We start from the raw sequence: 25,777 nt of genomic DNA, 5'->3' as shown, positions 1-25,777 counted from the left end.
AGGGGACGGACGCAGGGATGTACGGCGAGCACTCGATGTACCTCACCAGCGTGGTCGGCGGCGGCAGCACCGGTCTCGCCCTCGCGGCGGCCACGGGGATCAACGCGATGGCGATGGTGCTGATGGCGGTGACCGTGCTGTTCACGGCGATGCTGCTCGTGCGGATCGTGCGCCGCGGCGCCCGCCTCCGCCGCTGACCGCGTGTCGTTCGACGACCGGCGCCGCAACGTCCGCTCGCTGCTGTTCTTCCTGGTGGCCCTCCTGGGCACCGTCGTGCTCACGTTCGCGGGCTCCTTCGCGGCCGCCGCGGACCGTGACGTCGCCCAGGCGCCCCGGTACACCCCGACGGCGCTCGACCAGCAGCTGCCGCCGGCCCCCGACGCCCGGCCCGGGCCACGGGTCGCCCTCACGTTCGACGACGGCCCGTCGGCGCAGCTGACGCCGTACGTCCTCGACGTGCTCGCGGCCAAGCGCGTCCGCGCCACCTTCTTCCTGCAGGGCGAGAACGCCGAGCGCTACCCGGACCTCGTCCGGCGGGTGCAGGCGGAGGGCCACGTCGTCGGCAACCACGCCTGGCAGCACGCGTGGTTCCCGGACCTGTCGGCCGAGGAGGCCGAGTCCGAGATCGCCCGGACGAACGACCTGCTCACCGAGCTCACCGGGGTGCGCCCGACGCTCTTCCGCTACCCCTTCGGGCAGCCGTCCCCGGGCGGCGACGCGGCGCTGGCGCGGCTCGGCATGACCGGCGGCGTCCACTGGAAGTGGACCTCGGACAAGGAGGGCGACTTCCAGTGCCCCGGCCCGGACGCGATGGTCGACTTCGTGGTGACGGAGGCCGTCGACCAGGCGATGCTCCTGCTCCACGACGCGAACGACGCGATCAGCTGCTCGCCGGACCAGCTGCAGTACCTCCCGCGCGCGATCGACGAGCTGCGCGCCCGCGGCTTCACGTTCGGCGTCGTCGCGCCCTCGCCGGTGCCCTCCGCCCTCAACGGCGGCTCGCTCGCGGCCGTCGTGCCGTGACGGGTCCCGTGACGCGGGTGCTGCTGTTCGTGCTGGCGGTCGGGCTGCTCGCGGCGTGCGCGCCGGCGCCGGCCGCCGAGCGGGTCCCGTCGAGCAGCTCCGGGACCGGGGCCGGCACCGAGGCGCCGGCGCCCGGCCTCCCGACGGCGTTCGCCGACCGCCTGCTCGCCGACGCCGTCGCCGACCCCTTCGGCGACGACGTCCCCGGCGAGCTCGCCGGCGCCCGTGCCTGGACCAGCGCCATCCAGGCCCCGAACCGCCAGACCGACCGCGACGTGGGCGCCGCCGGCGTCGCGCACGGGATGCTCGCCCTCGCCGCGGCCACCCCCGACCCCGCCGCCCGCGACGGCTGGCTCGCCGGCGCCCGGGCCGCCGGCGACTTCCTGCTCGGCGCCTCCCGCGGTGGCCGCGTGCCGGACTACGTCAACGCCGCCGGACCCGCCGACCGCGCCTACACCTCGTTCGACGACGGCGCCGCCGGCATCGCCGAGGTGCTGTGGCGCCTCGGCGAGGCCACCGGCGAGGACCGCTACACCGAGGGCGCCCGCGCCTCGCTGCGCTGGGTGCTCGACCGCGCCGAGGGTGTCGACGGCCGTGGCTGCCCCGAGATGTGCCGCTGGGCGTGGGTCGACCCCGGCGTCCCGTCCTACCGGCACGGCATGGGCGAGGGCCAGGCCGGGATCGTCTACGCGCTCTCGGTGATGGGCGAGCGCCTGGGCGACCCCGAGCTCACCGCGCACGCGCTGGGCGGCGCGGCCTACCTCTCCAGCCGGCTCGACGACGACGGCGGCCTGCCCGAGCGCGACGACGAACCGCGCCGCAACACCGGCTTCCTCTCGGGCACCGCGGGCGCGGCGTTCGTGTTCCTGCGCATGTACCAGGCCACGGGCGACGAGCGCTGGCGCCGCGACGCGGAGTCCGCGCTGGGCTTCCTCGACCGGACCGCGCAGCCGGCCGGGCGGGGGCTGACGTGGCCGATACTGCTCGGCGCCGGGTCACGGGCACTGACGCCGGACAACCCGAACCGCGCGACCGGCATGGAGGAGGGCGCGGCCGGGATCGGCTGGGTCTCCCTGCAGGCCCACGCGATCCTCGGCGACGAGCGCCACCTCGAGCGCGCGCGGGCCGCGGGGCGCTGGCTGGTCGACGTCGCGCACGTCGAGCCCGTCGGCCGGGCCTGGGCGGAGTACGAGGGCAGCCCGCTCGTGCACACGGCCACCAACAGCGGCGCGGCGGGCACGGGGTGGTTCCTCGACTCGCTCGGGCGCGTCACCGGCGAGGAGGAGTTCGCCGGCGCCGCCCGCGCCGCCCGCAACTGGCTGCTCGCCGTCGCCACCCCCGAGCACCGCTGGGGTGCGACGCGCCGGGCCGAGACCTGGACGCTCGGCGGCGAGCCGTCCTGGCACTGGGGCGCGGCCGGCGTCATCGGCTTCCTCGCGCGGATGGGCGGCGGCCCCGTCGACAGCCCTGGGATGCAGGAGGTCCTGGTGCCGCTCGAGGGGCCTCGTCGACCAGGAGGGTCCGCGGGCGACTCCGGGAATTAGTTCCCGATCGTCCGCCGTCCGCCCCGCGACGGCGGGCGTTGACTCGGTGTCACGCGCCGGCGTGTGGCCGGCGCGGGTGGGCCGAGGAGGTGCCGTGACCGTCGTCGACGTGGTGGTGCTCGCGGTCGTCGCGCTCGCGGCGCTGCGCGGCTGGCGCCGGGGCGGGACCGGGCTGGTGCTCCGCGCGGCGGGCGCCGTCGCCGGCGTGCTGGTGGCCGGCGCTCTGGCCCGCTGGCTGGTGCCGCTGCTCCTCACGAGCGACGACGGCATCTCCCGGGGCGCCGTGCTGCTCGGCGCCGCGCTGGTCGGCGCGCTCGTCGGGTGGGGGCTGGGGCGTCGCCTCGGCGAGATCGTGGCCCGGCGCAGCGGTCACGGCCTCGGTCGCCGGCGCCCCGGCCTCCCCGACCGCGTCCTCGGCGTCGCCGCCCACGGAGCGCTGGCGCTGGTGGTGCTGGTCGTGGCCGCGGGCGTCGTCGGGGCGATCGGTCCCGAGGGCCTGGGCGACGCCGCGCGCGACAGCTCCGTGCTGGGCGCCGCCGCCGAGCGCCTGCCCGACCCGCTGGCCCTGCTGCCGGCCGAGGCGCCGACGCTCGCCGACGGGAGCGCGCGGTGAAGGGCCCGCTGACCGTCCCCCGCCTGGCCGGGGGCGGTGCGCTCGCCCTGCTGCTGCTCACCTGGCTCGCGTCCGGGTCCTTCCTCACCGCGCTGCTCGTCGTGGTGCTCGTCGTCGCCGTCGCCGGCGGTGCCTGGCTGCTCGTGTCCTGGGGCGGACGCCCGCCGCGGGCCACCGAGGGGAGCTCCCCCGTCGCCGACGCCCTGCCCACCGCCGACCTGTCCCCGCCCTCGGGCGGCGAGCGCGTGCGCCGGGCGCTGCGTGGCCTGCTCGGGCGCCCGTGGGTGCAGGGCGACGGGATCGTCCGCGCCGCCGCCCGGCGCCTCGCCTCCGAGGACGCGCTGGTGTGGACCCCGCGCGGGCAGCGGGTGACCGCTCCCCACCTGTGGGTCGAGCTCCACCCCGACGACCTCGCCGACGTCGCCGCCCGCTGGCCGCTCGAGGTGCTGGCCGACGAGCTGCTCAGCGGCTACCTCGAGCACGCGCGCAGCACCGAGGCGCGCCGGATGGCCGAGCGCACGTTCCTGCACCTGCTCGCGGGCACCGACGTGCCCGTCGGGCGGGTCGTCGTCACCGCCGCCTTCTCCCGACCCGCCGCGTCCCCGGCCGCGACGGCCTCCGCGACCGAGCCGACCCCCTCGTCGGTCGCGTCGCCCGCCGCCCCCGCGACACCTGCCGGGGACGCGGCGCCCCCAGCCCCGCCCGGGTCCGGCCCGGCCGTGCCGGGGGCAGCCGGCCGGCCCGGGCGGGCCCTCCTGCCGCCACCACCTCGGCCGGTTCCGGCGCGGGGGCCGGCCGGGGATTCCCGGGACTCCGTCGGGGGGTCCCGGGGACGAGGCGCGGCGCGCGGACCGGCCACGACGGTCGTCCTCCGGCGACCGGGGGGCGTCGCCACGGCCGACACCGCGCGCCTCGGCGGACGGCCCGGCGCGCGGGTCACGCCGCGGGCCGGGGCGACGATCGTCGAACGGGTGGTGGCGACCGCGCGAGGTGCCGGGAGGCCCGGCGTACCCTGGCGTCGACCGGCGGATCCCCGCCGTGGCGGGGAGCGCTGAGCGCCCCCACTCCGGCTGACCGGGAGGTGGCGTGACACGACCCGCCGCCCGCCCGTCCCGGTCCGGCCCGCCGCGTGCCCCGGGCCCGCCGCGGCTGCCCGTCGGCGGCCTCGCGGTGCTCGACGTCCGCACGGAGACGACGCAGTCGGTCCCGTGGGGCGAGCGCATCACCATCGGGCGCGGCGACTCCGGGCACGGCCCGAGCCGCGCGGCCGGGGCGCCGCGCCACGTCGTCGTCCCCGACGACCGGGTGTCCCGCCTCGCGGCCGAGATCGAGGTCCGCGACGACGCCTACCTGATCATCAACCGGCAGCGGCACGGTGGGCTGCTGACGCTGTTCGTGCCCGGCATCGCCGGCAAGGACCGCATCCGGGCCGGCAACGGCCTGCTCGTGCGCGACGACCGCTCCTCGCTGGGCCTGTGGCTGCCCGACGGCCAGGAGCTGACGCTGGCGCTGCTGCGGTTCGCGCCCGTCGCGGGCGCCGGGCCCACCACCAGCGGCGGCCTCGCCGGCGGGCGCACCATCGACACCTCGCTGCCGACGGCGGAGACGTGGTGGTCGGTGCTCGTCGCCGCCTGTGGGCCCACCCTCATCGCCGCGGCGACGGCCGGCCCGAGCAGCAGCGCCCCGCGCGACGTCCACGGCGACGCCGAGCAGATCGCCGACTGGCACCGCGCCGAGGGCCGGCCCGCGCCGAGCCCGAAGACCCAGAGCGAGGCCTTCCGCCACGCCCAGCGCTGGCTGCGCGGGGTGCGGCTCAACGACAAGACCCGCGGGTGGCGGATCGCCGTCGTCGAGCAGGCGATCCACCTGCGCCTGGTCACCCTCGACGACGTGCGCCTGCTCTTCCCCAGCCAGGCGCCGCCCGCGCGCTGAGAGCCCTACCCGTCGGTGAGGTCCTGCTCCGGCAGCGCCCCGAGCAGCGCGAACGCGTCGAGGTAGGGCTCGACGTCCCCGCGCGTGGTCCACGACCGCAGCTGCGCCGCCGACCGGCGGGTCACCAGCGCGCGGGCCAGGTCGAAGTCGGGGGCCCGCACCTCCACCGCGGCCCCGGATGTCTCCCCCGCCGAGCACCACGACCACTGCTCCCCGACCAGCGCGATCGGCGGCAGCGCGGGGTCGAGCCGAGCGGCGAAGCGGTCGACGAACCGGTCGCGCAGCACGGCGATCGCGGGGGTGTCGCGGGCGCCGGGCTCCCCCAGCGCCCCGCGCAGGTCCTGCTCGTGGATCGTGACGTCCCCGAGCGGGCGCGTGCCGTGCTCGGCCATCCACGCCTGCAGCGGGCCGGCGACGACCTCCCACTCGGCCACGAGCGCGCGCACGTCGCGGCTGCGGCGGGCGTCGACCTGGCGGGCGGTCCACTCCTCGTTGTGGTCGTCGGGCTCGTCGCCGGCGAGGACGTCGGCGCCGAGGCCGACCATGTGCGAGAGCAGGTCGCGCACCGTCCAGTCCGGGCAGGCGGGCACGGTCGTCGCCGCCCGCTCGGGATCCAGGTCGGCGACCAGGGCGACGACGCGCTGCTGGGCCCGGCTCCACTCCGCGATCTCGTCCACGCCCCGACCCTCCCACCCCCGCCGCCCGGGCACGGATCCGCCCGCGAAACCGACCGCCCGCCCCGGTGACCGCGTCACACGACCGTTCGTCCCGATGTGACCCGCGGTAATGCGTTGTGTATCACTGAGTTGTGTCACAGTAGGCACATGTCACGCGAGGGGGACGCGGCGGACGCGGAGGGTGGCCCCACCACCCCGGCCGTCATTCGACAAGCACCCGGCTACCTGGCCCGGCGCCTCCACCAGGCGTACACGGCGGCCTGGGCGCGCCGGGTCGATCCCGTGCTCACCGGGCCGCAGTACGCCGTGCTCGTCACGGTCGAGGCGCACCCGAAGCTCGACCAGGGCTCGCTGGCCCACACGGTCGCGCTCGACCGCTCGACCATGGCCGACGTCTGCCGGCGCCTCGAGGACCGCGGGCTCATCGAGCGCACCCAGGCCCCGGCCGACGGGCGGCGCAAGCTGCTCGGGCTCACCGACGACGGGCGTGCGGCGCTGGGTCGCCTGCGGGTGCGGGTGACCGCGCTGGAGGACGAGCTGATGGCCGAGCACGCCAGCCTCGCCGACCTCCTCGGCCACCTCGACGCCCTCTCCCGGCGGTGGGAGACGGTGGCGACGGGGCCGACGGCCTGAGGGCCCTCAGCGCTCGAGCGGCACGGGTGGCCCGGCGCGGTCCGCCGTCGCCCGGCGCTGCGCGCGCATGAGCAGCAGCGCCACGCCGACCACGAGGGTGGCGGCGAGGGCGACGGTGAAGATCGCCCACGGCACGAGCGCGCCGCTGACGAGGGCGAACAACCCGAAGTACGCGGTGACGAGCGCGTAGACCACGACCTGCACGCGGCACAGGAAGCGGTTGCGGTCGGTGTCGCGCGGCGGCCACGAGAAGCCCGGCATGCCGGGCACGGTACGCGGCGAGCCCGACCGCACCCCGCTCAGGCCGCGCTCGGCACGGGGGTCGGGCACTCCTCCTCGACGGGCGCGGCCGGCGCCGTCGTCGGCACCCGCCGGAAGGCCGCCGCCGCGAGCCCGGCCAGGCCGGCGAAGACCACGGCCCCGACCACGGCGGCCGTGCCGAGCCCGGTGGTGAACGCGGCACCGACGGCGTCGGCGAGCTCGCGGGTCGGCCCCGCGGCGACCGCCTCCGTGATCCCGGTCCGGGCGGCCTCGGCGAGTGGGGCGGGCGTGCCGGCCGGGACGACGAGCGTGTCCCGGTAGACCGCGGTCGCGAGGCTGCCCAGCGTCGCGACGCCGAGCGCGATCCCGAGCTCGCCGCTGGTCTCCGACAGCGCGCCCGCCGAGCCGGCCTTCTCCTCGGGCACCGAGCCGACGAGCAGGTCGGTGCCGAGCGCCGTCGGCAGCGCGATGCCCACCGACGCGAGCAGGAAGCCCGCGAGCAGCACGACCGTCCCGCCGCCGAGCAGCCCCACGACCGCGAGGCCGACGGCCCCGGCGAGCAGGCCCGCGGCGATCACCCGGGCCGGGCGGAAGCGGGTGGCCAGGCGCGGCGCGAGCAGCGAGGACACCACCATCGCGGCCTGCAGCGGCGCGAGCACCAGGCCCACGGTCAGCACCGACAGCCCCTCGACGAGCTGCAGCCACAGCGTGAGCAGCAGGAACGTGCCCGCCATGACGACGCCGCCGCCGAGGTTGATGCCGAGCGCGCCGGCCGGGGCACGGGCGCGGAACAGGCGCAGGTCGAGCAGGGGGTCGGCGAGCCGGAGCTGGCGGCGGACGAACAGCGCGCCGACGCCGAGGCCGACCGCGAGCGCGACCAGGGCGCCGGGCCCGGGGCCGTCGGCGGCGAGCGACTTGAGCCCGTGCACGACGGACAGGACGGCGGCGAGCGAGAGCGCGACGCTCGCGAGGTCGAGCCGGCCGGCGGCGGTGTCGCGCGACTCGGGCAGCAGCACCGGGCCGAGCACGAGCAGCAGGACCATCACCGGCACGCCGATGAGGAAGGCCGCGCCCCACCAGAACGTCTCGAGCAGCACCCCGCCGACCAGGGGCCCGACCGTCATGCCGCCCATGAAGCAGCTCATCCAGATCGAGATCGCGGTCCCGCGGGCGCGCGGGTCGGGGAACATGGTGCGGATCAGCCCGAGGGTCGAGGGCATGAGCGTCGCGCCGGCGACGCCGAGCAGCGCGCGGGTGGCGATGAGCATCGCCGGCCCGCTCGAGAACGCCGCGGCCACCGACGCCACCCCGAACGCCGCCGCGCCGATGAGCAGCAGCCGGCGGCGCCCGATGCGGTCGCCGAGCGTGCCCATGGTGACGAGGAAGCCGGCGATCATGAAGCCGTAGACGTCCATCGCCCAGAGCTGGGCCGTCGGTCCGAGGCCGAGGTCGGCGGCCAGCGCCGGCAGCGCCAGGTAGAGCACGCTCATGTCGAGCGAGAGCAGCAGCGTCGGCAGCGCCAGGACGGCGAGCCCGATCCATGCGCGGCGCTCGGTCGTCGCGGTGGACGTCATCTCCGGCCTCCTCGGGTGGTCGACGCCGAGGACGCTAGCAGTGTTCGATCCTGTCGAACAACCTTTTGGTACGGTTCTCGTACCTACACCGACGCGTCGGGCGGGACCAGCCCGTCGGACGGGACCTCGACGCGGCCGCCGTCGCCGGACGCCCGCCGGCCCCGGCGCCGCCCCGCCTCCGCCACGAGCCAGCGGGCCACGTCGACGAGCTTGAGGTTCGTGCTCTGCGACGACTCGACCAACATCTGGAACGCCTCGGTCTCGTCGACGCCGAACCGCTCCATGAGGATGCCCTTGGCCTGACCGATCACGTCGCGGCTGTCGACCGCACGCGTCAGGTGGACGGCCTGCTCGCTGCCGTACAGGAGCATGGCCGCCTGCACGGCGAACAGCCCCGCGGTCAGGCGCGCGTCGGGGTCGAAGACGTGGGGCTCGGTCGCGTAGAGGTTGAGCGCGGCGCGCATCGGGCCGGTCGTGGCGAGCTGGGTGGAGAGCATCGACCGGTAGCCCGCGGCGACCGCCGCCGGGGCGAAGCGGGGCCAGCGCTCCGCGTCGGCACCGCCGAGGTCGTCGGCCATGACGATGCCGTCCTCGGCCGGGCTCTCGAGGGCGGTGATGCAGGGGCCCTCCTGCAGCTCGCCCTGGAGCCGGTCGAGCTCGGAGATCCCGCGGCTCGTCGGGTTGCGCGAGTCGACGATGCCGTCCTCGCTCACCGAGATCCCGCCGGCGCTCGCCCCGGGCACCGTCTCCACGGCGGCCGCGACGATCTCGGAGAGCGTCCGTTGGAGATCGCGGATGCTCCGCCGCCCGAGCAGGGTCTGCGCTGCCCTGCGCAGTTCGACGACGAGCTGCTCCGCCTGGCCCGGCTGCACGCGGTGTCCCCCATCTCCTCGCCCCGAGAAGTCGGGGCAGCACCGCCACGCCGCCGTGCCGCGGGTCCCCGGCGCGCGACCGTTCGCCCCCACCCGGCGACGGGCAGGGGCGTCTGCCCCACGGCGGTCGGACCCGGCACGCGCGGCCTGACGGCCGGTGCCCCGATCCACGAAGCGGCCGGCTGGTCGACCGCGGAGCAGCGATATTAGTGGGCGGTCCCGTGGACGGCACCGCGGGACACGGCTCCCGTCCCCGCCCGCCCGCGGCGGGGCGACCGCCGGCCGGATGTGCCCGTGGTCGCACCGACCGGATCTCGTGCAACACCGGGCAGGACGGGGACGATGGAGGGCCCGGGGGTGGTGGAGGTCGGCGGCACGGGGCGCCGACGGTGGACGGAGGACAGCCGGTGCACGCGGTGGACGACGTCGTCACCTGCGGCGACCTCGCCGATCCGGGGCGCCTCGCGGCCCTCGCCGAGGCCGGGCTCGGACCCCGCCCCGACCCCGACATGGAGTGGTACGCCGAGCGCGTGCGGCGCTGGCTCGACGTGCCCGTCGCGCTCGTCTCGCTCGTGCGGCCCGACGAGCAGGTGTTCCCCGGCGCGGCCGGGCTCGCCGAGCCGTACCGCAGCACCCGGCGCACCCCCCTGTCGCACTCGTTCTGCCAGCACGTCGTGCTGACCGGCACCCCGCTCGTCGTCGAGGACTCCCGCGACCACCCCCTGGTGCGCGACAACCTCGCCGTCCGCGACCTCGCCGTCGTCGCCTACGCCGGGATGCCGCTGACCGACGCCGCCGGGAACGTCCTCGGATCCCTGTGCGCCATCGACGTCCGGCCCCGCCGGTGGCGGTCCACCGAGCTGGACGCCCTCGCCGACCTCGCCGCGGGCTGCGCGACCGAGCTGCGGCTGCGCCTCGCGCGCCGCGACGCCGACGAGGAGCGGGCCCGCCGCGACGCCCTCGAGGCGTCGCTGCGCGACTCGGTCGAACGCAGCGTCACCGTCGCGCGGGAGATGCAGCTGGCCCTGCTGACGACGCTGCCCGCGGTGCCGGGCCTCGAGTTCGCCACCCGCTACGCCCCGGCCGACGCGGAGCAGTACGTCGGGGGCGACTGGTTCGACGTCCTGCCGCTCGTGGGCGCGGCGGAGGACTCGACGGGCGACCAGGAGACGGTCGTCGTGGTGTCGGTGGGCGACATCGTCGGCCACGAGCTCGACGCGGCGATCACGATGGGGCAGGTCCGGTCGATGCTGCGCCAGGCCGCGTGGGACCGGGCGGCCGGCCCGCCCTCGGCGATCGTCGCGGCCTTCGAGCGGGCCAACGCCGGCATCGGGCTGGACGCGGCGGGTACGACGGTCGTCGCCCGGCTGCGCCGCCGCCCGGACGGGCAGTGGGCCATGAGCTGGGTGAACGCCGGGCACCCGCCACCGCTCGTCGTCACCCCCGACGGGCGGGCCGAGCTCCTCGAGGGCCACGGCCGACTGTTCGGCCTCCCCCGCGGGCTCATCGGCCCCCGACGCGACCAGGAGCTCGTCCTGCCCGCCGGCAGCCTGCTCTTCCTCCACAGCGACGGGCTCGTCGAGGGCCGCGGCACCGACGCCGACGAGCGGACCGAGACCCTCCGGGCCCGCCTCGCCGACCTCGGCGCCATCGCACCGGACGCCGTGGTGGACACGGTCATGGCGGAGCTGCCCCGCAGCAGCGGCGACGACGTCGTGGCGATGGCGCTGCGGCTCGGCTGACGGGCCGGGCCGGCTCAGGCCCGGACGCCGCGCTGCCCGACCGCGCCGCGCAGCCCGACGCACCCGATGCAGCCCACGCAGTCCACGCAGTCGACGCAGGCGATGCACCCGACGCAGCGCACGCAGTCCACGCACGCCAGCGTGGCGACGCAGCGCCGCAGGGCGACGCCGAAGGCCGTGACCGCGCTGGCCACGACACCCACGCTGCCGGCCGTCGCCGCGCTGCCGGCGACCGCCGCGCTCCCCGCCGTCGCCACGCTGCCCGCCACCGCGACGCTCCCGGCGGTGGCGACGCTGCCGGCCACGGCGACGCTGCCCGCGGTCGCCGCGCTGCGGGCGACGCCCACGCTGCCGCGTGTGCCGACGCTGCCCACGACGGCCACGCTGTCGACGGTGTCCGCGCTGCCCGCGACGGCGACGCTGCCGGCCGTCCCGGTGCTGCCGACCACGGCGTCGTCACTGCCCATGGCGCGCAGCCTGCCGTGCGGCGCCCGCGCCCGTCCACAGGTCGTCGCCGGTGCCCGCGCCCCGGCGACGGCGGCGACCCGATCCGTGCTTGACCTGTCACCCGGCTCGCAGGCTTAGCGTCGACGTCGTGGACGGCATGACGGTCTCGGAGCTGGCGGGCCGGTCAGGTGTGCCGGCGTCGACGGTGCGCTTCTACGGGCGGGAGGGCCTGCTGCCGGCGCGCCGCTCGCCGTCGGGCTACCGGCTCTACGACGAGGGGGCCGTCGACCGGCTCGCGTTCATCGCCACGGCCAAGGGCCTCGGCCTGACGTTGCCCGAGATCCGCCGGCTGCTCGCGCCGTGGCAGCACGGCGCGTGCCCGGACGTCCGCCACGAGTTGGTGCCGCTGGTCGAGCGGCACCTCGCGGAGACCCGCGAGCGGGGCCTGGAGCTGACCGCGTTCGCCGATCACCTCGTCCGCGCCCGCGCCCAGCTCGAGGTGCTGGACCGGCAGGGACCGTGCGGGCCGTCGTGCACGCGTCTCGGTCAGACCGGGGCGGTCGTCGGCCCGACGCCGCCCGCGCTCCCGGTCGCCGGGCCCGGCACCGAGGTGATCGCGTGCAGCCTCGACGCCGCCGACCGCGAGGACCGGGCCGCGCACTGGCGGACCGTCCTCGGCGCCGTCGTCGAGCGCGTCGCGATCCCCGGGGGCGTGCGACTCACCGTCGACACCGACCGGGTCGCGCTCGGCGAGCTGGCGGAGCTGGCCGCGGCCGAGGCGCGGTGCTGCCCCTTCCTCGACCTGGCCCTGCACCTCGGCCCGCCGGTCCGCCTCGAGGTTCGCGCACCCGACGAGGCCCGGGTCCTGGTCCACGAGCTGTTCGGCGAGCCGGCGGCCTGACCGGCGACGTCCCGGCGGCGGTCCTCACTGCGCGGGGACCATCCCGTCCCGATCGATCCCGACGGGAGCGCCCCGGCGGTGCGGTCACGGCTCCACCATCTGGCTGTACGCCGCGAGCAGCGCGACCCACCCGCCGCCGCCGTGCTCGATCGCGCCGTAGACACCCTCGCCGCCGACGAGACGCTCGAAGTGGCGCTGCTCGACCTCGATGGTGGTCTGCTCGGGGCCGTCGGCGTGGAAGCGGACCTCGATCTCGCTGGCGTGCGCGGGGTCGGGATCGAACTGCCAGTCCCCGCCGATCTGCCAGGTGAACACGATCCGCTCCGGGGGCTCCCAGGTGAGCACGCGACCCCAGTCGCACTCGCTGCCGTCCACGCCGCGCTCGAACCAGCGACCGCCCTCCCGCGGCTCCAGGACCACGTCGGCGACCTCGGCCGCACCGATGTGGTACCGCCGGGGCCACCAGGCGCCGAAGTGGCCGGTGAACAGCTCGAACGCGCGGTCGCGGCCGACGTTGACGGTGGTCTTGCCCTCGATCGACGGGATCGGCGAAGTCATGGCTGCCCCCTGGTGGAGTGGTCGGTGTCGGGGTGGTCGGTGCCGGCGGTCTCGTCGGCGACGGTCTTCTCGGCGAACTTGTGGAAGTCGGCCAGGGCGTGCTCCCACACGCCGTCGAGCCAGGTCCGCAGCGCGGCCACGCCCCGCGGGTCGAGGCGGTAGATGCGCCGCGTGCCCTCGGCGTGGGCGACGACCAGGCCGCCGACCTTGAGCGCCTTGAGGTGCTGGGACACCGCCGGCCGGCTGATCGGGAGCTCGGCGGCGAGCTCACCGACCGAGCTGGGCCGACGCGCCAGCATCTCGAAGATCGCACGGCGCATCGGGTCGCCCAGCAACCCCAGCCCGGCGTCTCGGTAAGCTGACACGAACGGTAAGTCTAGGCCGACCGAAGGCGCGGCGGAAGGCCTGTCCGGTGGAGCCGGGGCGCCGTGACCTCGCACCGTGGACGGCGGTCGCTCGCCATCGCCGTCCGGAGCGTGGACGGGCGCGGACGTCCCCGCCGGCGAGCGGTGGGGCGGGCCCGCGCGCTCGATGGCGTGACGTCGGTACCGTCGTCGCCGTGGTCCGCTGGCACGGGAGCTCGCGGCGTCGCGCGGGTGGCGCGGTGTCGGCGACCCTCCTGCCCGCGAGCTGGTGCGGACGCCTCGCCGTCCTGCTGGTCGCGCTCGGGCTGGTGCTCATGCACCACGTCGTCGGGGCCCACCAGCACGCGACACCGGACGTCGACTCCTCCCCGCCGCCGGCCCCCTCGATCGCCGATCACGCCGCGCCCTCTGGTCACGAGCACCACCACGACGTCGACGCCACGACGCACGCCGGCAGCGTCGATCAGCGCGGGGCCCGGCCCGACGTGCCGAACGGCGTGTCCGCACCGAGCAGCACGGCGCTCCTGCACCACCACCCGGGCGAGGGCGGCCACGACCACGCCGGCTCCCTGCTGCACATGTGCCTCGCCGCGCTCGTGGGCGCCGCGGTCTTCCTGCTGGTGCTCGTCCTCGTCGCGCTGTGGTGGCGGCCGCCTGTCCCGGACGTCGGCACGGAGGGCGGCGCCTCGGCGACCGCGCCGCGGACCCCTCCCGCCTCCTCGAGACTGGCGGAGCTCCAGGTCCTCCGGCTGTAGGCCGGCCCTCCGTCTGCGCGAGCCACGTCCCGGACGTGACCCGCGCAGCGGCGCCGCGACCTGCCACCAGCACCGGCCCCTCGCGCACCGGCCGGTGCCCAGCCGAAGGAGACCTCCTCGTGCGTGCCCGTCTCGTCGGCGGCGTCATCGCCGCCGCCACCGCCGCCCTCGTGGCCGCGGGATGTTCCGACTCCGGATCCGCGCCACCCGCGGCCGCCCCGGCCCCGTCCTCGGCGGCCACGCCGCCCTCGGCGGCCGCCCCGATCTCGCCCGAGCACAACCAGGCGGACGTGCTGTTCGCCCAGGGCATGATCCCCCACCACCAGCAGGCCATCACCATGTCGTCGCAGGCCTCCGACCGCGCTTCGTCGCCGGAGGTCAAGGACCTGGCTGCCCGCATCGCCCAGAAGCAGGGTCCGGAGATCGAGCAGATGAACCGGATGCTCGACGCCTGGGGCGCGCCTCGCCCGCAGCCCGGCTCCACCGCGATGCCCGGCATGCCGGGTCACGGGATGCCCGGCATGCCGATGGGTGGCATGCCCATGCAGGGCATGATGTCCCAGGAGCAGATGCAGCAGCTCTCGACACAGTCCGGCGCTGCCTTCGACCGGATGTTCCTGCAGATGATGATCGGGCACCACACCGGTGCCGTGCAGATGGCCCAGACCGAGCAGGCCCAGGGTCTCAACCCCCAGGCCGAGGAGCTCGCCGGCACGATCGTGGCCGACCAGCAGCGGGAGATCACCGAGATGCAGGCCCTGCTCAGCAGGGTCTGACCGACCGGGGACGGACGCACCGCCCCCGCCCGCCCGCTCCCCCCGCGGGCCGGCTCGGGCCGCGTCCGTCCCCGGGACCGGTTCCACGAAGCCCCCGCGGGCATGCGGCGCTGCCCCTCAGCACCCGGCGCCCCCCGGTCACCGTGTCAGGACGTCGCGCGGGTGCGGAATCGACGCAGGCGCAGGCTGTTCGCCACGACGAAGACCGAGGAGAACGCCATGGCCGCTCCGGCCAGCATGGGGTTGAGCAGGCCGGCGGCGGCCAGGGGCAGGGCCGCGACGTTGTAGGCGAAGGCCCAGAACAGGTTGCCCTTGATGGTCGACAGCGTGCGACGGGAGAGCCGGATGGCGTCGACCGCGGCGCGCAGGTCGCCGCGCACCAGGGTGAGGTCGCTGGCCTCGATCGCGACGTCGGTGCCGGTTCCCACGGAGAGACCCAGGTCGGCGCGGGCGAGGGCAGCGGCGTCGTTGACGCCGTCCCCGATCATGGCGACGACCTTGCCCTCGGCCTGGAGGCGCCCGATGACGTCGTCCTTGTCGGCGGGCATCACCTCGGCGATGACCCGGTCGGGCTCGATGCCGACGTCCGCGGCGACCGCGCGGGCGGCTGGTTCGGCGTCGCCGGTGAGCAGGACCGGGGTGAGCCCGAGTCCTCGCAGGCCTCGCACGGCCTCGGCGCTGGTGTCCTTCACGGTGTCGGCGACGACCAGGAGGCCGCGCGCCGCGCCGTCCCACGCCACCGCCACCACGGTGTGTCCGCGTTCCTCGGCCTGGAGCTTCGCGGTCGTGAGGTCGTTCGAGGTGGCCACCGACCAGTCCTGCAGGAGGCGCGGCCGGCCCACGAGGACGGCGGCACCCTCGACGGAGCCGTGCACACCCAGGCCCTCGTCGCTGCCGAATCCCTCGACGGCCGGGAGTCGTCCCGATCGCTCTCGCGCGGCGGACGCGATCGCTCGGGCGATGGGGTGCTCGGAAGCGTCCTCCAGCGCGCCGGCGAGACGGAGGACCTCGTCGGCGTCCTCGCCGGACGCCGGGACGACGTCGACCACGGACATGCGGCCCTCGGTGATGGTGCCGGTCTTGTCCAGGACGACCGTGTCGACACGGCGGGTCGACTCGAGCACCTCCGGACCCTTGATGAGGATGCCCATCGCTGCCCCTCGCCCGGTGCCGACCATCAACGCCATCGGCGTGGCCAATCCCAGCGCGCAGGGGCACGCGATGATCAGGACCGCGACCGCCGCGGTGAACGCGCCCGCCGCACCGACGCCGGCGGCGAGCCAGAAGCCGAGGGTGGCGGCGGCGAGCAGGATGACGACGGGGACGAAGACACCGGACACGCGGTCGGCCAGGCGCTGGACAGCGGCCTTGCCGGTCTGGGCGTCCTCGACCAGGCGCGCCATCTGCGCCAGCTGGGTGTCCGCGCCGACCCGGGTCGCCCTGACGACGAGGCGGCCGCCGGCGTTGACGGTCGCGCCGGTGACGCTGTCGCCCGCTGCGACCTCGACCGGCACCGACTCGCCGGTGACCATGGAGGCGTCGACGGCGGAGCTGCCGTCCTCGACCTCGCCGTCGGTGGCGATCTTCTCGCCCGGGCGCACGACGAAGCGATCGCCGACGGCGAGCTGGTCGACCGGGATGCGGTGCTCGACACCGTCACGCAGGACGGCGACGTCCTTCGCACCGAGCTCGAGCAGTGCCCGCAGCGCCGACCCGGCGCGGCGCTTGGCGCGGGCCTCGAACCAGCGGCCGGCCAGGATGAACGTCGTGACCCCGGCCGCGACCTCGAGGTAGATGTTGCCCGCGCCGTCGGTCGGCGCGATGGACAGCTCGAAGGGATGCGTCATCCCCGGCACGCCGGCCGTGCCCAGGAAGAGGGCGTAGAGCGACCAGCCGAGGGCGGCGAGGGTGCCGAGCGAGATGAGGGTGTCCATGGTCGCGGTGCCGTGGCGCAGGTTGGCCCAGGCGGCCCGGTGGAACGGCAGCGCGCCCCAGACCACCACCGGAGCCGCCAGCGCGAGCGACGCCCACTGCCAGTAGGTGAACTGCAGCGCCGACACCATCGCCAGGGCGACCACGGGGACGGACAGGACGAGCGACACGAGGAGCCGGGTGCGGAGGCCGTCGGCCTCGCCCGCGCGCTCTCCGTCGGGCTCGGCATCGCCGTCGGCCCCGCTCGTCGGGGGCTCCGGGACGGACGCCGTGTAGCCGGCGGCCTCCACGGCCCCGATCAGGTCGTTCGTGGTCACCTCGGAGGTGAGGGTGACGCGCGCCTTCTCCGTCGCGAAGTTCACCGTCGCCTCGACGCCGTCGAGCTTGTTGAGCTTGCGCTCGATGCGGTTCGCACACGAGGCGCAGGTCATGCCGCCGAGCACGAGTTCGACGTCGTGGGTGGTCGCGACATCCTTCGCGACCGGGCTGGTGTCGTGCATGGCGGTGCTCATCCCGAGTGCCCTCCCTCGGTGACCTCGTCGAGGCCACCGACGACTGCTGCTGGTGCGTGGTCAGTGGCCATGGGGTGCACCCGACTCGCCGTGGCCGCTCGAGGTGGTGGGGACACCGGCCACCGGTGTCCCCGCGCCCGCCGTGGCCACGACCGTGAACTCCGCCGTGCGCACGACGCCGTCGTGGGCGAAGTCGAGGTAGAGCCGATAAGGACCAGCGGACGGCACCTCGGCGAGGAACTCGACGGCCGGTCCCGCCGGGGTACGCCCGTCCCCGGGCGAGCCGGTCGGGTGGACGTGGAGGTAGGCGAGGTCACCGGTGCGGAGGGCGACGAGGTGGCCGTACGCGGCGAGGTACGGCTGCAGATCGGTGACCGGTGCCCCGTTCCGCGACACGGACAGGGTCACCGGGCTCGCCGTCCCGGGCACCAGAGCCCCGGTCAAGGTCACCGTGTAGCCGTCCGCGGTGGTCGCGGTGGTGGAGGGCGGGGGAAGCGGCGTCGGGCTGTAGAGGCCGCCCACCGCGATGTCGCGGCCGAGGGTCATGGCCTCGGTCCGCCCGTCGGGAGCGAAGTCGGCGAAGACCCTGTGATCCCCCGGCGCCAGGCTGGTGGTGATCCGCCAGGTCCCGTCCGGGCCCATCGCCGGATGGAGGTGCTGGAAGCCGGATTGGTCCCGTCGCACCACGATCAGGTGCAGCGGCTCGTCGTGCGTGGGGGTGAAGGCCGTGACCGGGGCACCGCCCGGTCCGACGATGCGGAACGCCAGCTCGCCGGGTGTGTCGGCCCGTGCCGGTGTGGCGCGGACGTCGAGGGTGTAGCCGTCCTCGGACACGGCGAGGCCGCTCACGTCCGGGCCCCCGGCCGGGGTGCTGGTCGCGGCCGGCACCGCGGGGCCCGCCGGACCCGGCGGCTCGGCCTGTGGGGTCGGGCCGGGTCCGGCCAGGAGGCCGAGCCCGCCACCGCCGACGAGGGCCAGCGCCAGGGCGAGGCCGAACCCGGCCAACCGGATGACGGGACGATCGAACCGTGAGCGCCGCGAGGATAGCCGCTCGGGCTGCGCCCGGTCGTCGGTGTCCCCGTCGACGGCTCCCGACGGCGGGGTCGCTGTCGCCGCGGGGCTCGCGGTGCTCACGAGCTGCTCCCCGAGTTCTCGAGCCGGTAGCCGGCCTCCTCCACGGCGGCCGCGACCGCGTCGTCGTCGATCGGCGCCTCCGCGGTGACGACGACCCGGCCGCCGGCGAGGTCGACGTCGACACCCGTCACACCCGGCACCTCGCCGACCTCCTCTAGCACCGACGTCACGCAGTGGCTGCAGGTCATGCCGGTGACCGTGTAGGTGCGGGTCTGGCTCATGGGGTCGTCTCCGTTCTCGGTGGCCGCCCGGACGCGGCGTGTCGGTTCGGGGCTCGCCGGCTCCCGGTGGTGGCCGGCAGGACCGGCAGGACCGAGCCACCGATGTCGCGGTGTCCGCGTCGGGGCTCGCAGGGTGGATCAGGACTTGACCAGGCGCGCGATGGCCGCGGTGGCTTCGGCGATCTTCTCGTCGGCCACGTCACCGCCCTCGGCAGCGGCCTGGGCCACGCAGTGGCCGAGGTGATCGTCGAGCAGCCCGAGGGCGACGTTCTCGAGTGCCCGGGTGGCCGCCGAGACCTGGGTCAGGATGTCGATGCAGTACTTGTCGTCCTCGACCATCTTCGCGATACCGCGCACCTGACCCTCGATCCGGCGCAGCCGCTTGACGTAGGCGTCCTTCTCCCCCGCGTAGCCGTTCATCGCTCGGCTCCTCTCGACGTCTCCAACATACCCCCTGGGGGTATCTCGTCAACCCGGCACGAGCGGGCCACCCCCGCGGGAGGGTCCAGGGGCTTGGCCAGCCCAGCTCGACGGGCATCCCCGAGGACACCTCCGCTCGTCGAGCACACCACCACTCCTTGCACCGGATACCCCTACCTCGTACCTTGCTGGGCAACAGATACCCCCTGGGGGTATACAACTCCGGGTAGGCCGACCGACCACGATCCGAGAGGCACGAGTGATGGACGAACTGACCCCGCTGCTGGCGGTGCTCGGCGTCGGTGTCCTGCTGACCGTCGCCCTGCGCACGCTCGCGCGGGGCGTCGTCGTGGCGGCCCCACTGGCCGACGTCGTGCCGCACGCCGGTGGGCTGCCGCCGCTCGAGCACCCCGTCTCGAGGTTCCACGTCCGTTGGTACGTCGTGACCATGGTCTTCCTGGCCTTCGACATGGAGATGATCTTCATGTACCCCTGGACCCTGGTCGTCGCCCAGAGGGGTCCGGCGGCGGTCATCGAGATGTTCGGCTTCCTGGCTCTCCTCGTGGCAGGAGTGCTCTACGCCTGGCGTGAGGGAGCACTGCGATGGACCTGAGGAGCGCGCTCCTGCGTGCGGCCGTCGGCTGCCCGCACGCCCTCGTCGTTCCCGCCCCGGGCACCGACCGGCTGCGGGCACGCGTCGAGCAGGAGCTGGCCCGGCGGCGGTGGCCGATCGCGTCCGCGCCGGCGGACGCGGATCTCGTGGTGGTCGTGGGACGACCGGGCCGAGAGCTCGCCGCCGTCGTCGACGACATCTGGGTCGGGGTGCCCGCCCCCCGCACCCTGGTCCGGATCGCGGACGAGGATGAGGTCGCCGCGGCCCTCGACGGGGTCGTCCGGCGACTGGCGGATGCCGACGCACAACGGGCGGCCGCATCCCGCAGCGGGTCGCGCGCACGCCCTCCCGACCCCTCCCCCGGCGGTCGGAGCCACGGCGACGGCGGGCACGACGAGCTCGGGCCGGGTGAGCACGATGATCACAGCGCGCACACGGCGAGCGACGGTGGTCACCACCACCACGGCGGCGGGATGGAGCTCCCCGGAGGGCTGGCCATGGCCGACCTGGGCGAAGATCGCGACGGCCTGGCTCTCGACCAGCTCCACGTGAGCCTCGGACCGGTCCTGCCGGAATGGCCGAGCGGGCTCGTCATCGACGTCGTCCTCCAGGGCGACGTCATCCAGGAGGCCCGGTCGCGCTTCCTCGACCTCGACGAACAGGGAGCCACGGAGCGCCTGCCCGACGCCGCCCGAGCGCTCGACACCGCGGCGCGCGTCCTCGCCCTCGCCGGCTGGGAAGGCCCCGCCGCGCGCGCCCGCGGACTGCGCGACGCGTTGCTCTCCGGCGCGGACACCGCGCACGTCCCCGAGGAGCTCGACGACCTGCGTCGCCGGGTCCGGCGGTCTCGACTGCTGCGGTGGACGTTCCGGTCGGCCGGGGCCGGACGCAGCGAGATCCTCGACGCCCTCGACGACGTGCTGGCCTCGGCCGGGGTCGCGGTCGCGGGCACCGGCGAAGAGGGGCACGTCGGGATCGATCTCGCGACGCTGGATGCCCGGCTGGTCGGCGCTCAGTTCGCCGCGGCCAGACTCGTCGTCGCCGTGGCGGACCCGCAGCCCCGGCCTGCACCGGACCTGCCGACGGCTCCGGGCGGTGCGTCGTGAGCGCCGCACCGCCCCTCGGCCTCTCGATCCTCCTGCCGATCCTGCTGCTCGCCGTGGCGTGGGCGGCCGTCGCCGCGGACGTCCTCGCCGCCGGGCGAGCGGCGGGTCGCCCCGTGCCGTGGGCCGTGGCCGCGGTGACGCCCGCCCGCGAGGCCCTGCGGCTGCTCGTGGGTCAACGCCGGCGCACCGTGGGCGGCGACGAGCTGCTGCGCGGCGTCGGTGGCGCCGTCCTCCCGATCGCCGCGCTGCTGGCCGCCGCCGTCCTCCCGCTCGGCATGCGCCCCGTGGCGGACCTCGGCGCCGGCGTCGTCTGGTTCAACGCGATGGAGGTCTTCGCGTGGGCCGCGGTGTGGCTGGTCGGGTGGGGTTCCAACAGCACGCTGTCGCTGATCGGCGGCTACCGGTTCGTGGCCCAGGGCCTGGCCTGGGAGCTCCCGCACATGTTCGCCCTCATCACGGCCGCCGTCGGGGCGCAGAGCCTCCGCGTCACCGACGTGGTCGCCGCCCAGGGGGGCCTGTGGTTCGTCCTGATCATGCCGGTGGCCTTCGTGGCCTTTCTGCTCAGCGTGGCGGCGATGGCGTTCTGGGGCCCGTTCTCGGCGCCCGTCGGACGAGACGTGGCCGGCGGGGCGGCGGCGGAGCTCGCAGGTGTCGACCGGCTCGTCTTCGTGGCCGGGCGGTGGCTCCTGCTGGTGGCGGCAGCGGCAATGGCGGTGCCGCTGTTCCTCGGCGGGGGGCACGGGCCGTGGCTGCCGGCCTGGGCCTGGGTGCTGGTGAAGACCCTGGCCGTGCTCGTGGCACTCGTCGCCCTGCGCCACCGGATCCCGACCATCCGCATGGAGCGCTGGACCGAGTTCTCCCTGGTGGTCCTCACACCCGCCACCATCGCGCAGGCCCTCGTCGTGACCCTCGTCGTGCTCGGCGAAGGAGGCTTCTGATGACGACTGCCCTGTTCGTGGTGCTCGCCGTGACCGCCGTCGTCGCCGGCGCGCTGGTGTTCCGCGTCGACTCGATGGCGCGCGCGACGTTCCTGCTGCTCCTCTCGTTCCTCGCCGTCGCCGGACTGGTGCTCATGACGGGACTCCAGTACCTCGGCGTGGTCATCGTGCTGATGATGGTCATCGAGATGGTCGTCATGGCCATCTTCATGATCATGTACATGATGAACCCGGCCGGGCTCATGCCGATGTCGATGTTCCACAACACCCGTGGGGCCGCAGTCATCGCCGTGACCACCTTCGTGGCCCTCGCCGGGGGCGCGCTCCTCGTGGACTGGCCGGTGCGCGGGGGCCGGCCGGCGGCGGACCTCACGATGGCCCTCGGCGAGAGCCTCATGGGCGGCCAGATGCTGACGATGATGACCCTGGGCGTGACGCTGTTCGCGACGATCGTCGGCACGGTCGTCCTGGCCGCCGGCCGGGGCCGGTACGACCGGCTGGGCGACGAGCTCGACGCCCCGGCGTCCGACGACCGCGACCGCGGCGGTGTCGGACGATGAACCTCCAGGCCTTCCTCGTCGTCGCCGCCGCGCTCGTCGCCGTCGGCCTGTTCGGGGCGCTCACCCAGCAATCCATCGTCATGCTGATGATGGGCCTCGAGCTCCTGCTCAACGGCGTCGTCCTCGCCGCGGCCGCGTTCTGGTACTTCCTGGCCCCCGCCGGCACGGAGGGCCAGGTGCTGATCGTCATCGTCGTCACGGCGATGGCCATCGAGATGGCGGCCGGCTTCGCGGTCACGACCGCGATCTACCGGGCGAAGCGCATCGACATGACCGACGACGCCGCCGAGCTGCGGGGCTGACGATGAGCGTCCTCCTCGTCGCCCTGCTCGCCGTCCCCCTCGTCGGCGGCATCGCCCTGATCGTGGTGCGTCCTCCGCGCGGCGCCGTCCCCGCGGGACTCCTGATCGCCGCGGCGACCGTCGGGCTGGCGGTGGCCGCCGCCCGGCAACGCCCGGTGGGTGTCGTGCCGCTCCTCGACGGCATCGCCGCCGGTTTCGCGGTCGACGACCTGTCGGCGGTGATGATCGTGCTCGTCGCGGTCGCGCTCCTCGCGGTGCTGGCGTTCGCCGCGGGCGAGCCGGCCCTGCGATCGGGCCGCTTCGTCGGCCTCGTGCTGGTCTTCGCCGGCGCGATGCTGGCGACGGTCACCGCGACGACGCTGCCGCCGCTGCTCGCCGCGTGGGAGGTCATGGGCGCGACCAGCTGGGCGCTCATCGCCCACCACACCGGCGACCCGGCGGCGGCCCGCGGCGCGAGGACGGCCTTCCTCACCACGCGCACGGCCGATCTCGGGCTCTACCTCGCGGCGGGCGCCATCCTGGCGGGCGGCGTCCCGACACTCGCGATCGACGCACTACCCGTGGTGGCCGGTGGCTGGCGAGACCTCGCCGTGGCCGGCGTCGTGGTCGCCGCGGTCGGCAAGTCCGCGCAGCTGCCGTTCAGCTTCTGGCTCGCGGGCGCCATGCACGGCCCGAGCCCGGTGTCGGCGCTGCTGCACTCGGCGACGATGGTCGCCGCCGGTGCCTATCTGCTCCTGCGGACAGCTGCCGGGCTGGACGCGACCGATTGGGCCGGGCCGCTGGTGGCGTGGGTCGGCGTGGCGACCGCCCTGCTGCTCGGTCTCGTCGCGCTCGCCCAGAGCGACCTCAAGCAACTGCTCGCCGCCTCGACCTCGGCCCAGATCGGGTACATGGTGCTCGCCGCCGGGGTCGGCGCCGTGCCGGGCGGGGTGCTCCAGACCGTCGCGCACGGCGCGACCAAGAGCCTGCTGTTCCTGGTGGCCGGCGCGTGGCTGGTGCGGGTCGGCAGCCGGGAGCTCGACGATCTGCGTGGCGCCGCGCGGCGCCATCCCGTCCTCGGCGTGAGCTTCACCGTCGGCGCCGTGGCCCTGGCCGGCGTGCCACCGACGGGCCTCTGGGTGAGCAAGGACGCCGTCCTCGCGGGCGCGGCGGCGAGCAGTCCCGCGCTCTACGCCGTCGGTCTGGCCGCCGGCCTCGTCTCGGCCGGCTACGCCACGAAGGCGCTGTGGTTCGTGTGGCGACCCTCGCCCCCGGCCACCGAGGACGCTGCGATCGGGCGCGCCGGGGCGCGGCTCCAGGCCGCCGTCGCCGTGACCCTCGCGGTGACGGCAGCGGCGGCGGGGCTGCTCGCCCTCGGCCCGGACATCCTCCGGCCGGCTCCGGAACCGACCGTTCTCGAGCTCGTCGTGTCCGGGGCGATCGCTCTCGTCGGCGTCGGGGTGACGTGGCGCGCGGCCGGCCGGTTCCCGGCCCCGGCGGCACTCCGCGCGTGGCTGGGCCTCGAGCGGCTCGCCGTCGCCGTCTCCGTCCGGCCGGCCCTCCGGCTCGCCACCGCCCTCGCCCGCCTCGACGACCGGTTCCACCACCGCGTCGTGCTCGGAGCGGGCCGCGCCGCGGTCCGCGCCGCCGACGTGGTCGATCGACGTGTCGAGCGGGGTCTCGACCGGGGCGTCGACGGTGTGGCGGCCGGCGCCCGAGCTCTCGGCCGTACTGCCCGCCGACCCCAGACCGGCCAGCTCCACCAGTACTACGCCCAGGCCGCCGTCGGTTTCGGCGTGCTGGCCGCCCTCGCCGTGATCCTGATCGGGGTGAGCTGACGTGCTCTCCGTCGTCGTGTTCCTGCCCGTCGTCGTCGCGCTCGCCCTCGCCGCGCTGCCGGCCACGAGCCGACCGCGCCGCTACACCGTGCCGTGGGTGGCCACCGGGCTCGTGCAGCTCGCCCTCGTCGCCGTGATGTGGCGGCAGCTGCCCGCCGGCGGCTACGGGTTCGTCGAGCAGGTCGCCTGGATCCCGAGCGCGGGCATCTCGTACCACCTGGGGGTCGACGGGCTCTCGCTCCCGCTCGTGGCGATGACGGTCGTCGTGTTCACCGCGGCCGCGGTCTGGTCGTTGCGCGAGGACCGACGCCCGAAGTCGTACGTGCTGCTGTTCCTGGCCCTGCAGACCGTCAGCGTCGGTGTCTTCGTCGCCCTCGACCTGATCCTGTTCTTCCTGTTCTTCGACCTGTCGATCGTGTTCATGTACTTCGTCATCGCCGGCTGGGGCCACGGCGCCCGCGCACGCTCGGCGGCCCTGACGTTCTTCCTGTACACCTTCCTGGGCTCGCTGGCGCTTCTCCTCGGCTTCATCCTGATCTACCTCGCCGCGACCCCCCACACCTTCGACATCCCCGCCCTCGCCGCGCAGAACCCGCTCGCGGCCGGAGGCCCCGTGGCCGGCGCCGCCCTGCTCGCGATCGGTGTCGGGCTGGCGGTGAAGACCCCGCTCGTCCCGTTCCACACCTGGCTGCCGCCGGCCCACACGGAGGCCCCGGCCGCAGGTTCCGCCGTGCTGGCCGGCGTGCTGCTGAAGATGGGGACCTACGGCTTCGTCCGCATCGCGATGCCGCTGCTGCCCGCGTCGTGGCGGCAGTTCGCCGGTGTCGTCGTGGTGCTCGGCGTCGTGTCGGTGATCTACGGCGCGATGGTCGCGCTCGCCCAGACCGACCTGAAGCGCATGATCGCCTACACCTCGGTGAACCACATGGGCTACGTCCTGCTCGGCGTCGGCGCCGCCGGCCTGGTCGCCGGGAGCGACGCCCAGGCCCGGCAGCTCGCGACGACCGGCGCGGTCACCCAGATGGTGTCGCACGGCCTCATCACCGGCGCCCTGTTCCTGCTCGCCGGCGCGCTGCACGACCGCGGCCGCACCTACGACATGAGCGCCTACGGCGGCCTGGCGGCGCGCACGCCGCGGTTCGCCGGCCTGTTCGCGGTGGCCGCCTTCGCCTCGCTCGGGCTCCCCGGCTTCTCCGGGTTCATCGCCGAGTTCCAGATCTTCACCGGCGCGCTGGGCGCGGCACCCGTGGCGACCGCGATCGCCGTCGTCGGCATCCTCGTCACCGCCGGGCTGTTCCTGCTCGCGCTCTCCCGGATGTTGCTCGGCGAGCTGCGCTTCCCCGACGCGCCGGGCACGCCACGTCCCTTCCCCGACCTGCGGGCCCGGGAGCTCGGGGCCGTCGTCCCGCTGCTCCTGCTGGCCACCCTGATCGGCGTGGTGCCGCGCTTCCTCCTCGACCTGATCGAGCCCGCGGCGCGGGTGGTCAACGAGCTGGTGTCCCGATGAGGGACGTGTCGGAGGCGTCAGTGCCCCGTCGGGGGGAGCCGC

The 25,777-nt window shown here is 75.5% G+C and carries 29 protein-coding genes; 18 read left to right on the top strand and 11 right to left on the bottom strand.

The window, feature by feature from the left end; all coding sequences use genetic code 11:
• The first annotated feature begins 17 nt into the window (after positions 1–17).
• The 6 genes from PH190_RS17415 (at position 18) to PH190_RS17390 (ending at position 5,112) form a co-directional block, all read left to right on the top strand.
• On the top strand, positions 18–197 hold the full coding sequence (locus tag PH190_RS17415) for a hypothetical protein (protein WP_274203612.1): 180 nt from the start codon (positions 18–20) through the stop codon (positions 195–197).
• 4 nt (positions 198–201) lie between these two features.
• Complete coding sequence (locus PH190_RS17410) at positions 202–1,023, top strand: polysaccharide deacetylase family protein (protein ID WP_274232790.1); 822 nt, start codon at positions 202–204, stop codon at positions 1,021–1,023.
• Positions 1,020–2,567: a lanthionine synthetase LanC family protein gene (locus tag PH190_RS17405; protein WP_274232789.1), complete on the top strand. Its 1,548-nt coding sequence runs from the start codon at positions 1,020–1,022 to the stop codon at positions 2,565–2,567. The genes PH190_RS17410 and PH190_RS17405 overlap by 4 nt, the downstream gene beginning before the upstream one ends.
• Positions 2,568–2,661: 94 nt before the next feature.
• Positions 2,662–3,180, top strand: a complete 519-nt coding sequence (locus PH190_RS17400) for a CvpA family protein (protein WP_274232788.1) — start codon at positions 2,662–2,664, stop codon at positions 3,178–3,180.
• On the top strand, positions 3,177–4,235 hold the full coding sequence (locus PH190_RS17395) for a hypothetical protein (RefSeq protein WP_274232787.1): 1,059 nt from the start codon (positions 3,177–3,179) through the stop codon (positions 4,233–4,235). The genes PH190_RS17400 and PH190_RS17395 overlap by 4 nt, the downstream gene beginning before the upstream one ends.
• A 31-nt stretch (positions 4,236–4,266) precedes the next feature.
• Positions 4,267–5,112 (top strand): FHA domain-containing protein, encoded by an 846-nt coding sequence (locus PH190_RS17390; protein WP_274232786.1) that lies wholly within the window; start codon positions 4,267–4,269, stop codon positions 5,110–5,112.
• Positions 5,113–5,117: 5 nt separating this feature from the next.
• Here the strand turns inward: PH190_RS17390 and PH190_RS17385 are convergent, their stop codons facing one another.
• Complete coding sequence (locus PH190_RS17385) at positions 5,118–5,789, bottom strand: maleylpyruvate isomerase family mycothiol-dependent enzyme (RefSeq protein ID WP_274232785.1); 672 nt, start codon at positions 5,787–5,789, stop codon at positions 5,118–5,120.
• A 147-nt stretch (positions 5,790–5,936) separates the two neighbouring features.
• On the opposite strand from PH190_RS17385, the gene PH190_RS17380 reads away from it, so the two are divergent.
• The gene (locus PH190_RS17380) at positions 5,937–6,422 is read left to right on the top strand and encodes a MarR family winged helix-turn-helix transcriptional regulator (RefSeq protein WP_274232784.1); all 486 of its coding nucleotides are present in this window, start codon (positions 5,937–5,939) and stop codon (positions 6,420–6,422) included.
• Between the two features lie 6 nt (positions 6,423–6,428).
• On the opposite strand, the gene PH190_RS17375 is transcribed toward PH190_RS17380, so the two are convergent.
• From PH190_RS17375 to PH190_RS17365, 3 genes are all read right to left on the bottom strand, one after another.
• Entirely contained in the window at positions 6,429–6,683 is a 255-nt protein-coding gene (locus PH190_RS17375; RefSeq protein WP_274232783.1) for a hypothetical protein, read from the bottom strand.
• Positions 6,684–6,721: 38 nt separating this feature from the next.
• Entirely contained in the window at positions 6,722–8,257 is a 1,536-nt protein-coding gene (locus PH190_RS17370) for an MFS transporter (protein WP_274232782.1), read from the bottom strand.
• Positions 8,258–8,340: 83 nt separating this feature from the next.
• A complete protein-coding gene (locus tag PH190_RS17365; RefSeq protein WP_274232781.1) occupies positions 8,341–9,129 on the bottom strand; it encodes an ANTAR domain-containing protein in 789 nt (262 codons plus the stop codon).
• Between the two features lie 407 nt (positions 9,130–9,536).
• On the opposite strand from PH190_RS17365, the gene PH190_RS17360 reads away from it, so the two are divergent.
• A complete protein-coding gene (locus tag PH190_RS17360) occupies positions 9,537–10,871 on the top strand; it encodes a PP2C family protein-serine/threonine phosphatase (RefSeq protein ID WP_274232780.1) in 1,335 nt (444 codons plus the stop codon).
• Between the two features lie 14 nt (positions 10,872–10,885).
• Here PH190_RS17360 and PH190_RS17355 read toward each other — a convergent pair whose 3' ends face one another.
• Positions 10,886–11,338, bottom strand: coding sequence for a hypothetical protein (locus PH190_RS17355; protein WP_274232779.1), 453 nt, complete (start codon positions 11,336–11,338; stop codon positions 10,886–10,888).
• Positions 11,339–11,475: 137 nt separating this feature from the next.
• On the opposite strand from PH190_RS17355, the gene PH190_RS17350 reads away from it, so the two are divergent.
• The gene (locus tag PH190_RS17350; RefSeq protein ID WP_274232852.1) at positions 11,476–12,219 is read left to right on the top strand and encodes a MerR family transcriptional regulator; all 744 of its coding nucleotides are present in this window, start codon (positions 11,476–11,478) and stop codon (positions 12,217–12,219) included.
• Between the two features lie 84 nt (positions 12,220–12,303).
• Here PH190_RS17350 and PH190_RS17345 read toward each other — a convergent pair whose 3' ends face one another.
• A complete protein-coding gene (locus PH190_RS17345) occupies positions 12,304–12,777 on the bottom strand; it encodes an SRPBCC family protein (RefSeq protein WP_274232778.1) in 474 nt (157 codons plus the stop codon).
• Positions 12,774–13,142, bottom strand: coding sequence for an ArsR/SmtB family transcription factor (locus tag PH190_RS17340; RefSeq protein WP_274232777.1), 369 nt, complete (start codon positions 13,140–13,142; stop codon positions 12,774–12,776). The genes PH190_RS17345 and PH190_RS17340 overlap by 4 nt, the downstream gene beginning before the upstream one ends.
• 194 nt (positions 13,143–13,336) lie before the next feature.
• Here PH190_RS17340 and PH190_RS17335 point away from each other — a divergent pair, with 194 nt between their 5' ends.
• The gene (locus tag PH190_RS17335) at positions 13,337–13,897 is read left to right on the top strand and encodes a DUF6153 family protein (protein WP_274232776.1); all 561 of its coding nucleotides are present in this window, start codon (positions 13,337–13,339) and stop codon (positions 13,895–13,897) included.
• Between the two features lie 119 nt (positions 13,898–14,016).
• Positions 14,017–14,673, top strand: coding sequence for a DUF305 domain-containing protein (locus PH190_RS17330; RefSeq protein ID WP_274232775.1), 657 nt, complete (start codon positions 14,017–14,019; stop codon positions 14,671–14,673).
• A 146-nt stretch (positions 14,674–14,819) separates the two neighbouring features.
• Here PH190_RS17330 and PH190_RS17325 read toward each other — a convergent pair whose 3' ends face one another.
• The 4 genes from PH190_RS17325 to PH190_RS17310 form a co-directional block, all read right to left on the bottom strand.
• The gene (locus PH190_RS17325; protein WP_420791666.1) at positions 14,820–17,105 is read right to left on the bottom strand and encodes a heavy metal translocating P-type ATPase; all 2,286 of its coding nucleotides are present in this window, start codon (positions 17,103–17,105) and stop codon (positions 14,820–14,822) included.
• 72 nt (positions 17,106–17,177) lie between these two features.
• The gene (locus PH190_RS17320; protein WP_420791665.1) at positions 17,178–18,128 is read right to left on the bottom strand and encodes a hypothetical protein; all 951 of its coding nucleotides are present in this window, start codon (positions 18,126–18,128) and stop codon (positions 17,178–17,180) included.
• 119 nt (positions 18,129–18,247) lie between these two features.
• Entirely contained in the window at positions 18,248–18,472 is a 225-nt protein-coding gene (locus PH190_RS17315; RefSeq protein WP_274232772.1) for a heavy-metal-associated domain-containing protein, read from the bottom strand.
• A gap of 138 nt (positions 18,473–18,610) precedes the next feature.
• Positions 18,611–18,892 carry a metal-sensitive transcriptional regulator gene (locus PH190_RS17310; RefSeq protein ID WP_274232771.1) on the bottom strand — a complete coding sequence of 94 codons (282 nt, stop codon included), beginning with the start codon at positions 18,890–18,892 and terminating at the stop codon, positions 18,611–18,613.
• Positions 18,893–19,154: 262 nt separating this feature from the next.
• On the opposite strand from PH190_RS17310, the gene PH190_RS17305 reads away from it, so the two are divergent.
• Genes PH190_RS17305 through PH190_RS17275 form a run of 7 tightly spaced genes read left to right on the top strand, consistent with a single transcriptional unit; the run spans position 19,155 to position 25,735 of the window.
• The gene (locus tag PH190_RS17305) at positions 19,155–19,505 is read left to right on the top strand and encodes an NADH-quinone oxidoreductase subunit A (RefSeq protein ID WP_274232770.1); all 351 of its coding nucleotides are present in this window, start codon (positions 19,155–19,157) and stop codon (positions 19,503–19,505) included.
• A complete protein-coding gene (locus PH190_RS17300) occupies positions 19,496–20,611 on the top strand; it encodes a hypothetical protein (RefSeq protein WP_274232769.1) in 1,116 nt (371 codons plus the stop codon). Before PH190_RS17305 ends, PH190_RS17300 begins: the two co-directional genes overlap by 10 nt.
• A complete protein-coding gene (locus PH190_RS17295; protein ID WP_274232768.1) occupies positions 20,608–21,549 on the top strand; it encodes an NADH-quinone oxidoreductase subunit H in 942 nt (313 codons plus the stop codon). Before PH190_RS17300 ends, PH190_RS17295 begins: the two co-directional genes overlap by 4 nt.
• Complete coding sequence (locus PH190_RS17290; RefSeq protein ID WP_420791664.1) at positions 21,546–22,109, top strand: NADH-quinone oxidoreductase subunit J; 564 nt, start codon at positions 21,546–21,548, stop codon at positions 22,107–22,109. Before PH190_RS17295 ends, PH190_RS17290 begins: the two co-directional genes overlap by 4 nt.
• Positions 22,106–22,411: an NADH-quinone oxidoreductase subunit NuoK gene (locus PH190_RS17285; RefSeq protein WP_274232766.1), complete on the top strand. Its 306-nt coding sequence runs from the start codon at positions 22,106–22,108 to the stop codon at positions 22,409–22,411. Before PH190_RS17290 ends, PH190_RS17285 begins: the two co-directional genes overlap by 4 nt.
• Before the next feature lie 2 nt (positions 22,412–22,413).
• Complete coding sequence (locus tag PH190_RS17280) at positions 22,414–24,228, top strand: proton-conducting transporter transmembrane domain-containing protein (RefSeq protein WP_274232765.1); 1,815 nt, start codon at positions 22,414–22,416, stop codon at positions 24,226–24,228.
• A gap of 1 nt (position 24,229) precedes the next feature.
• Positions 24,230–25,735 carry a complex I subunit 4 family protein gene (locus PH190_RS17275; RefSeq protein WP_274232764.1) on the top strand — a complete coding sequence of 502 codons (1,506 nt, stop codon included), beginning with the start codon at positions 24,230–24,232 and terminating at the stop codon, positions 25,733–25,735.
• The last annotated feature ends 42 nt before the right edge of the window (positions 25,736–25,777 follow it).

This window comes from Actinomycetospora straminea (assembly GCF_028737255.1).
In the GTDB taxonomy this organism is placed as follows: domain Bacteria; phylum Actinomycetota; class Actinomycetes; order Mycobacteriales; family Pseudonocardiaceae; genus Actinomycetospora; species Actinomycetospora straminea.
This window is presented reverse-complemented; position numbering and strand designations above follow the sequence as displayed.